The organism is Affinirhizobium straminoryzae (assembly GCF_007004135.1).
In the GTDB taxonomy this organism is placed as follows: Bacteria; Pseudomonadota; Alphaproteobacteria; order Rhizobiales; family Rhizobiaceae; genus Neorhizobium; species Neorhizobium straminoryzae.
In genome coordinates this window covers 43,149-51,497 of sequence record NZ_VJMG01000051.1, presented here as the reverse complement: position 1 = coordinate 51,497, position 8,349 = coordinate 43,149, and the positions used below count along the sequence as shown (strand labels likewise).

The 8,349-nt window shown below is 60.8% G+C and carries 7 protein-coding genes and 1 pseudogene; all 8 read left to right on the top strand.

All coding sequences use genetic code 11. From position 1 onward, the window contains the following. Window positions 1-228: pseudogene (locus tag FNA46_RS17745) on the top strand (NAD-dependent epimerase); the annotation flags it as partial. A 524-nt stretch (window positions 229-752) separates the two neighbouring features. Continuing rightward, window positions 753-2,216, top strand: coding sequence for a sugar ABC transporter ATP-binding protein (locus tag FNA46_RS17740; RefSeq protein ID WP_143126537.1), 1,464 nt, complete (start codon window positions 753-755; stop codon window positions 2,214-2,216). Window positions 2,217-2,233: 17 nt separating this feature from the next. Further along, window positions 2,234-3,205 carry an ABC transporter permease gene (locus tag FNA46_RS17735; RefSeq protein WP_143126542.1) on the top strand — a complete coding sequence of 324 codons (972 nt, stop codon included), beginning with the start codon at window positions 2,234-2,236 and terminating at the stop codon, window positions 3,203-3,205. Window positions 3,206-3,228: 23 nt separating this feature from the next. Then, window positions 3,229-4,188 (top strand): substrate-binding domain-containing protein, encoded by a 960-nt coding sequence (locus tag FNA46_RS17730; RefSeq protein ID WP_143126536.1) that lies wholly within the window; start codon window positions 3,229-3,231, stop codon window positions 4,186-4,188. 117 nt (window positions 4,189-4,305) lie between these two features. Beyond that, entirely contained in the window at window positions 4,306-5,199 is an 894-nt protein-coding gene (locus FNA46_RS17725; RefSeq protein WP_143126535.1) for an amidohydrolase family protein, read from the top strand. A gap of 127 nt (window positions 5,200-5,326) precedes the next feature. Continuing rightward, on the top strand, window positions 5,327-6,313 hold the full coding sequence (locus tag FNA46_RS17720) for a LysR family transcriptional regulator (protein ID WP_143126534.1): 987 nt from the start codon (window positions 5,327-5,329) through the stop codon (window positions 6,311-6,313). 112 nt (window positions 6,314-6,425) lie between these two features. Beyond that, complete coding sequence (locus FNA46_RS17715; RefSeq protein WP_143126533.1) at window positions 6,426-7,280, top strand: transketolase; 855 nt, start codon at window positions 6,426-6,428, stop codon at window positions 7,278-7,280. Further along, window positions 7,277-8,311, top strand: coding sequence for a transketolase family protein (locus FNA46_RS17710; RefSeq protein ID WP_143126532.1), 1,035 nt, complete (start codon window positions 7,277-7,279; stop codon window positions 8,309-8,311). The genes FNA46_RS17715 and FNA46_RS17710 overlap by 4 nt, the downstream gene beginning before the upstream one ends. Window positions 8,312-8,349 lie beyond the last annotated feature (38 nt).

Here is an 8,349-nt window from a genome sequence, read left to right as displayed (position 1 = left end):
CTGCTCGCGGACACCACTGGCGTCGACTGGCTGTTTGTTTCCCCTGCAATGGAATTCTCGGCCTGGCAACCGGGCGAGGATCTCGGCCGTTATCGTGTTGGCGATGAAGTGGCGCTGTTCGACGAGAATGGCAAATCGGCAATCAGCGGGATCGATTATGCCCGTGCGGTTCTCGACGAGATCGAAAATCCGACCCGTCACAGGGCGCAGATCGGCGTCGCATATTAATGACATGTCCAACTGGGTGGCGCTGCTGCTCCACCCAGTTGTCTTCGTGTTGTCGTATGTGAACCGCCCTCCCCTCCGAGCACATCGAGTGGAATGATCTGTGATTGAAGGAAGAGGAAGCGGACCCCGCCATCGGGAGGGTGCGCTCGTCCTGAACCACGTACACGACTTGCACTGGGTCGTTCTGTGCTCATAGCATAGCCGGATGAGATATCCCGCGCCGCGACCTATATCTCCCGGCCATCCCTTTTGAACGCTAACGGTCATGACTTGGATGACCGTCCTACCCAGCCTTTCCATTGCTTTGACAAATGCGAGGTCAACGGGTGTGCCTGTCTGTCTGGGGTAGATCGCGCGATCATTCATTAGCCCAGCTTCACATCTCTTTAACTTAAGTAAATTTCCGCGGCTACGACCCTCCACTAAGGTCTCTCACCGGGAGGAGTTTGATATGACAGAGAAATCGCGCGGCCGCGTGCCGTCATCACGGGATCGTTCGGCATGGCCTGCAAGGTGGGCACATCATGCTTGACGCTGATCTGCCGCTCCTTTCCGTCCGCAACCTGCAGAAAAGCTTCGGCGCCACACGGGTACTGCGCGGGGTGAACTTTACCGTCCGTGCCGGTCAGATTCACGCGCTGCTTGGTGGCAACGGCGCCGGCAAGAGCACGATGATCCGCATCATGACAGGCGGCATCCGCAAGGATGACGGCGAGATAATGCTTGGCTCACAGCGCGGGGCAGAGCCGAAGATCGCCATCGTGCATCAGGAACTGGCCCTTGTGCAGGATCTTTCGGTGGCGGAAAACATCGCCATGGTTCACGCCACCGCCGGCCTGACGATCGTCCGGGCCGGACAGCGTGCAGAGCTTGCCTACAACGCCCTCGCCCTGCTTGACCCGCATCTGGCACGGAGCGCGCTCCACCGCAAGGCGGCAGACCTATCCATGCATGAAGGGCAGATCGTCGAGATTGCCCGGGCATTGTCCATTGGTGCCGACGTGTTGCTGCTCGATGAGCCGACAGCCAATCTGACCGCCGGTGAGACGGAGCGTCTGTTTGCCGTGCTGCGGCGGCTGGTTCGTGAGACCGGGATCGGCATCGTCTTCGTCTCGCACCGAATGAAGGAAATCCGCCAGCTCTGCGATGTCTGCACGATCATCCGCGATGGACTGACGGTTGTAGATGCGACACCACTCGATAGCCTTACCGATAATGACATCATGCAGCAAATGGGTCAGCCAGGCGCGCGCGAGGTGGCGCATTCACGGCGGCGCTTCGATATGGCAGAGGCAGGCCTCGTCCTGAAGGGAGCGGAGGCCGTGATCCCCATTCACAAGGGGCAGATCCTCGGCCTGGCCGGCTCGCCAGCTGGCCCCAGCCAGGTGATTGCGCTGCTCAACGGCACCGGCCGCTCCAGTTCCTGGAGCCTGGATGCGAAGGGCTGGCCGGCCCGGCCGGCCTCGCCGCGTGATGCCGTGGCACTTGGAATAGGCTACGTGTCAGGCGATCGCCGCCACAAGGGCGTGCTCGCCCAACTGCCGATCGTCGATAATGTGCTTGCCTCGCGACGGGTTCGCGAAAAGCGCTACATGGTTCGCGCGTCAGAACGACGGGAATGCCTCGATCTGGTGCATGCGCTGAAGCTGAAGGCAGGCTCGATCCGCGATCTTCCCTCGACACTCTCCGGCGGCAATCAGCAGAAGCTGCTGATTGCTCGTTGGCTCGGCATGTCGCTGCGTCTGGTGGTGTTCGAGGAGCCGACCCGCGGCGTCGATATCGGCACCAAACGGGACATTTACGACCTGATCCGCCGCATGGCGGAGGAAGGCACCATCGTCGTCTGGTGGTCGACGGAGAATGTCGAGCTTCTCGAACTTTGCGACGAGATCCTCGCCTTCGATACGGATGGCCGGGTCAAGGGCCTTCTGCCGCATGACCGGTTCAACGAAGACGCGCTCGCAGATCTGACGGGAATGGCGGCATGAATACGAAAGCACAGCCCATGACTTCGAACGACAGCCTGCCTCCGGCGCCACGCGCACCGTCCATCCTTTCGGCCTATCGTTCGGAAATGGCAATTGCCATTGCCTGCATCGCGCTTCTGGTCGGCGTCGGCATCTTCGTGCCGGCGGCGCTGTCAGCCGGCAACTTCGCCAATATCCTGCAGGCCTCGGCTCCCTTGGTGATCATGTCGCTCGGCGTGCTGGTGGTGATCATCACCGGCGGGATCGATCTCTCCGTCGGCTCCATCTTCTCGCTGACGGGAATGGTTACCGCGCTTGCCATGGCCAACGGGTTCGGCGACGTGAGCGCCAGTCTGGCGGGGCTCGGCGTCGGCCTTGTATTCGGATCGATCAACGGTGCCCTCATCACGCTGGTGGGGCTTGCGCCCTTCGTCGTGACGCTGATCACTTATGCGGTCGCAGCATCGCTTGCCTTCATCGTCACCAACGGTCGCTCGCTCGGCGTCGATTCCCCGGATTACTGGCTCTTTAACAGTGGTCAGATAATTCCGGGTCTGCCGAACTTCGTTCTCTTCTGCCTGCTCTTCACCGTGGCGCTCGAATTCGTGCTGCGCAAGGTCACCGCCGGCCGCTGGTTCTATTCCGTTGGCAGCTCGCCGATGGCGGCCTATCTGCTCGGCATTCCGGTCAAGCGCACGCGTTTTGCGGCCTATGTAATCTCCGGCACCATGGCGTCCTTCGCGGGGCTGCTGACGGTCAGCTACATTCTTAATGCGGAGGCGACGGCAGGAGCGTCCCTCATGCTGCAGGCCATCGCTGCCGTCGTCATCGGCGGGGCAAGCCTTTCAGGTGGATCCGGCTCCGCCGTCGGCGCCGTGCTCGGCGCCCTGATGATCACCATCATCCAGAACGGGGTGAATCTCATCGGTATCAACAGTTTCTGGCAGGGCTCCGTCACCGGCCTTGCAATCCTGGTGGCGGTCCTGATCGACAGGTTCAGTCATCGATAAATCGCTCGAGGAGGAGGAGTAAGATGAAAAAGCTGATGAAGGCACTCGCCATTGCTGCAGCCGTCCTGGTTGCACAAGGGGCGCATGCAGAGGACAAGAAATTTACTGTCGCCTATATCGCGCCGTCGCTCGATATCGACTACTGGCAGTGGGTGGCGCACGGCGTTCAGCAGAAGGCCAAGGATCTCGGCATGAACTATGTCGAATACACCTCGGAAAACTCGCCCGCCAAGCAGATGGACAATGCCCGCGTTGCTGTCACGCGCGGCGTCAATGCGGTGGTGATCGGCCCGGTCAGCTCGACCTCCACACCGCCCCTGCTCGCATACCTCGCACAGCAGAAGGTTCCGGTTGCCTTTGCAGGCATCGGCCCGCAGCCGGGGCAGACGAACTATACCTCGTCCGTCACCGCCAACAATTACGAGACGGGTCTGGCACAGGGCAAATATACCTGCGAACTGGCGAAGGAACGCGGCGGCAAAGAAGTCGGCATGCTGTCCCTGCCGCAGGACCGCGAGAACGCCCAGAAATACCTGAAGGGTGCCAAGGAAGCCTTCCAGGCGAATGGTTGCGAACTGGTCCAGATGCTGGAGACCAAGGGGCTGACCATCAATGAAGCCGTGACACAGGCCAACGACCTTCTGACGGCGCATCCGAACGTCAAGGCTATCTACGGCATGTATGATCAGGCCGGCAGTGGCGCGGCCAAGGCGCTTGCGACCCGCGGTCTGACCGGCAAGGTCGGCGTCACCGTCGCGGACGGCAGCCCGACGACCATCCAGCTGCTGAAGGACGGTGCCATCCAGGGCATTTTCTTCCAGGAGGCCGTCGGGCAGGGTATCGATGCGACGGAACAGGTCTACAAGGCCCTGAAGGGGGAAAAGACGACGCAGAACATGGCGCTCGTTATGCCGCTGGTGAAGGCTGCCGACATCAGTTCCGATGCGGCGAAGAAGGTCATTGCCCGCGTCTTCCCGCAGTGATCGTCCAGAGCATCGTGCCGGTTCCTGTTTTCGGCAGGATGCTGTCGCCGGAGGCGGTTCTGATCGCCTCCGGCCTTGTCCACTCAATCGCCCTCTTGATCCGATCGGTTTGCCTCGATGAACGACATCCCCCTGATCGATCCCCACCACCATCTGTGGGACATCACCAACAACTATTATCCCTGGCTGAACGACGGGCCCAAGCCCTCCGCCTTCGGGGATTATTCCGCGATCATCTCCGATTATCTGATCGAGGACTTTCTGGCCGACGCGAAGAACCAGAATCTGGTGAAATCCGTCCACCTCGATGTCGGATACGATCCGAAGGATCCCGTGGGCGAAACCCGCTGGCTGCAATCGATCGCGGACCGCTGCGGCTTTCCGAACGGCATCGTCGGCTATGCCGATTTTCGAAAGCCGGATGTGGCGGACCTGCTGGACGGCCATCTGCAATACGCAAACTTTCGCGGCATCCGCCAATCGATGAACTATCACCCGGATCCAGCGAAGACCTATCTGGACCGTCCCGAGGTCAGCCGCACGCCGGAATGGCGGCGGGGGTTCCGGGAACTCGCAAGACGCAACCTCTCCTACGACCTGCAGCTCTATTACTGGCAGATGGCGGAGTTTTACGACCTGGCGAGGGATTTTCCCGACACCCAGATCATCCTCAACCACACCGGCATGCAGGTGGATGGGCAGGAGCATTTCGACGGCTGGCGCAAGGCCATGCGCAAGCTGGCCGAAGCCGACAACGTCGCCTGCAAGATCTCCGGGCTCGGCATGGGCGATTTCACCTGGACGACCGAAACAATCCGCCCCTATGTCGAGGCGGCGATCGAGATCTTCGGCGTCGATCGCTGCATGTTCGCCTCGAACTTCCCCGTCGACAAGCTCTTCTCGTCCTATGATGCGATCTTCGATGCGTTCAAGAGCATTACCGCCGCCTATCCGAAGTCTGACAGGATGAAGCTGTTTCACGACAATGCCGAAAAGTTTTACCTGCTTTGACCGACTGCAGCGAAAATGAATGTCTCACGAGCGTGACGGCCGTGCGCGACTGCGTGCCACGGCCAATGGCGGGCGCGACCGTCGCTGACGATGGATCGATGCACGCCGATCCGCTACCATGGAGCCCATGCGCGATCTCAATCTCAAGGCCACGGAATATTTCGAAGCTGTCGCACGGCTCGGCAGCGTGACCAAGGCGGCGGAAGAACTGGGCATTTCCCCGTCCGCGGTCAGCCAGCAGTTGTCTATCCTGGAGGCGCAGCTGGGCGTCAAGCTGTTCCGGCGCGAGAAACGCCGCCTGGTCCTGACGCTGGACGGCGACCGCCTGTTCCAGACGACGACACAGGCTTTCGGTGCCATCCGCAATGCCCGCTCCGCCATTTCCTTCCAGCGCGACCGGCGCAATTTCGTCATCCGTGTCAGTCCAAGTTTTGGCGTGCGCTGGCTTGGGCCGCGGGTCGGGGCCTTTGCGGCGGAAAACGAGGACTGGAACATCCGCATCGATGCCACGCCGGATTTCTCCGCCTTCGAGACGGAAAACGTAGATGTGGACCTGCGCTACGGCATGGGCACGTGGACGGGCGTTGCCGTCACCCCGCTGATGCACGATCTCGTTCTTCCGCTCTGCAGTCCCGCCTATCTTGAGCGGTTGCGGGCGATCGATCCGGATCCGGCGCGCCAGCTTGCCGGAGCAAGGTTGATCGACAGCGTCAAGACGCTCTATCGCTGGGATCTTTGGTTGGCCTTCAACAAGATCCACATTCCGAAAATCAACTATCCCTTGCGTTTCGACCGCTCCTCCATGTCGATCGAAATGGCCAAGCAGGGAGGCGGCATCGCGCTCGACAGCGTGACACTCTGCCTCGGCGAATTGCAGCGCGGGGAACTGGTACCCTTTTCCACCGATTTCGAGGTCATCGACTTTCCGGCCTACTGGTTCGTCTGCCCATCCCGTCACCTCAACCGCCGGATCGTGCAGCGTTTTTCCCAATGGCTGACGCTGTCTTGCAAGAACCATGACGACATGGCGCGCGCCCATCTGAAGGGGCTGGGCTGCCGCTTCCGCCCCGGTTCGCCGACCGATCTGATCGACGTCAAACCCTGGGGTCTCTGACCGTGACCTTGATAATTGATTAAGGCTGGCTTCAAAGGTCTTTCTCTTTTCTTCAAATCATTCCGCCCTCGGCAATGCTATCTCCAGCTGCATGAATTGCCGGGAGGAGACTATGAATTTGGCAAGCCGCTCCGTGGCGCGCTCCAACGTATCGTTGGAACTGCGGGCATGGAATATCCGTCGTAAGGCCCTTCTGATGGGCCAGGTACAGGGCCAGGGTTACATCGGCCAGGCACTCGGGATCGCCGACGTTCTCGCCGCATCCTATTTCCACGCCCTCGAATACCGTCCGGAAGATCCGGAATGGGAAGGCCGCGATCGTTTTCTTCTGTCGATCGGCCATTACGCCATCGCGCTCTACGCCGTTCTCATGGAAGCCGGCATCCTGCCGGAGGACGAGCTTGAGACCTATGGCATGGACGACAGCCGCATGCCGATGTCCGGCATGGCCTCCTATACGCCCGGCATGGAAATCACTGGCGGTTCGCTCGGCCACGGGCTTGGCATAGCCGTTGGCATGGCCATGGGCCTGAAGCGGAAGAACAACAAGGCTGTCGTCTACAACCTGATGTCGGATGGAGAGCTTGGTGAAGGTTCGACCTGGGAAGCGGCTATGTCCGGCGCCCATCACAAGCTCGACAACCTGATCTGCCTCGTGGATTTCAACGACCAGCAGGCCGACGGCAAATCCACCGAAATGCTCTGCTCCGAACCGCTTCCCGAGAAATGGGAAGCCTTCGGCTGGCACGCCCAGCGGGTCAACGGCAACGATCTGGCAGCCGTGGTCCATGCTTTCGACAAGGCCCGTGCCGTCAAGGACGCGAAGCCCCGGGTCATCATCTTCGATACCACCATGTGCAAGGGCGTGCCCTTCCTCGAAAGGCGCGAAATCACCCATTTCGTCCGCGTCGAAGCGGATGAATGGGACAAGGCGCTCGCCGTTCTGGAAGAAGGAAAACCCGCATGACCCTCGCATCCATGGCCCGCAAATACGAAGTCCGCAAGCTTCCCGAAGGCGAACGCCAGGCCACTTCGGCGATGATCGCTTCGCTTGCGGCGGAGGGATATGACACCATTGCCGCGCCCTTTGGCCATGCTCTGGTCGAAGCCGCGCGAAAGGATGAGCGCATCCTTGGCCTCACCGCCGATCTCGGCAAATACACAGACATGCACATCTTCTCGCAAGCGATGCCGGATCGTTTCTATCAGATGGGCATGGCCGAACAGGTTCTGATGTCAGCAGCGGCCGGCCTTGCCCGCGAAGGTTTTCTGCCCTTTGCCACCACCTATGCCGTGTTTGCCTCGCGCCGGGCCTATGATTTCATTGCCATGGCGATTGCTGAGGAAAACCTGCCGGTCAAGATCGTCTGCGCGCTACCGGGCCTGACGACCGGATACGGACCAAGCCACCAGGCGACCGAGGATCTGGCGATCTTCCGCGGCCTGCCGAACATGACGCTGATCGATCCCTGCGACGCCGACGACATCGTCGGCATGGTGCCGCAGATGATCGCCCATGAAGGTCCGGTCTATGCGCGTCTTCTGCGCGGCAGGGTTCCCTCGGTGCTCAGGAAACACAAGCCGGATTATCGCTTCCAGCTCGGCAAGGCACAGATGATCCGCGAGGGGAATGATGTCCTCGTTATTTCCACTGGCCTGATGACCATGCGCGCGCTTGATGCCGCGGTGCAGCTCGCCGCGGACAAGATCGATGTCGCGGTGCTGCATTGCCCGACGATCAAGCCCCTCGATCTGGAAACCATTGCTGCGGAGGCGGCAAAGGGCGGGCGACTGGTGGTCACAGCGGAGAACCACACCGTGATGGGCGGACTGGGTGAGGCAGTCGCCGCCGGGCTTCTGTCACGCGGCATCGCACCGCGCTTCCGGATGATCGGCCTTCCGGACCAGTTCCTGGAGGCCGGCGCACTGCCGACGCTGCACGAGATGTACGGCATTTCGGTGGGCAAGGTCGCGGAACAGATCAAGGGCTGGCTCTGAGGAGCCTGCCCACGTCTTCAAACAGCAGACAGGGAGGA

Coding starts and splice junctions, on each gene's coding strand:
- FNA46_RS17735 (WP_143126542.1), top strand. CDS start 2,234: ATGACTTCGAACGACAGCCTGCCTCCGGCGCCACGCGCACCGTCCATC.
- FNA46_RS17715 (WP_143126533.1), top strand. CDS start 6,426: ATGAATTTGGCAAGCCGCTCCGTGGCGCGCTCCAACGTATCGTTGGAA.
- FNA46_RS17740 (WP_143126537.1), top strand. CDS start 753: ATGCTTGACGCTGATCTGCCGCTCCTTTCCGTCCGCAACCTGCAGAAA.
- FNA46_RS17725 (WP_143126535.1), top strand. CDS start 4,306: ATGAACGACATCCCCCTGATCGATCCCCACCACCATCTGTGGGACATC.
- FNA46_RS17710 (WP_143126532.1), top strand. CDS start 7,277: ATGACCCTCGCATCCATGGCCCGCAAATACGAAGTCCGCAAGCTTCCC.
- FNA46_RS17730 (WP_143126536.1), top strand. CDS start 3,229: ATGAAAAAGCTGATGAAGGCACTCGCCATTGCTGCAGCCGTCCTGGTT.
- FNA46_RS17720 (WP_143126534.1), top strand. CDS start 5,327: ATGCGCGATCTCAATCTCAAGGCCACGGAATATTTCGAAGCTGTCGCA.